At 72.9% G+C, this 251-nt stretch carries 1 protein-coding gene; it reads right to left on the reverse strand.

Annotated features, from left to right (window positions below):
- The coding region (locus SB753_RS39695) for a hypothetical protein (protein WP_410805498.1) at window positions 1-251 on the reverse strand (251 nt) is incomplete at both ends.

Genomic DNA, 251 nt, shown 5'->3' on the forward strand with positions numbered 1-251 from the left:
GCCGAGCGGGCGACTCTCAGACCGCCGAGGTCGAGGCCAAGGGACTCGCCGACGGCGGCGGAGATCAGCGCCTCGAGTACTCGGCCGCGAACGATGCGGGCGAGGTCGAGGTGCGCAACGACCGTGGTCAGGTTCAGCAGGCTGCGACCGAGAAGCTCCGTCAGGCGGCGGCAGCGCGTCAGGCGCCGGCTGACCAGGCCGAGCCCGAGGAGGCTCCGCGAGGGGCATTCGGGCAGCGCACAGAGGGCTCG

The organism is Paraburkholderia sp. SIMBA_053 (genome assembly GCF_046534895.1).
Lineage (GTDB): Bacteria > Pseudomonadota > Gammaproteobacteria > Burkholderiales > Burkholderiaceae > Paraburkholderia > Paraburkholderia caledonica.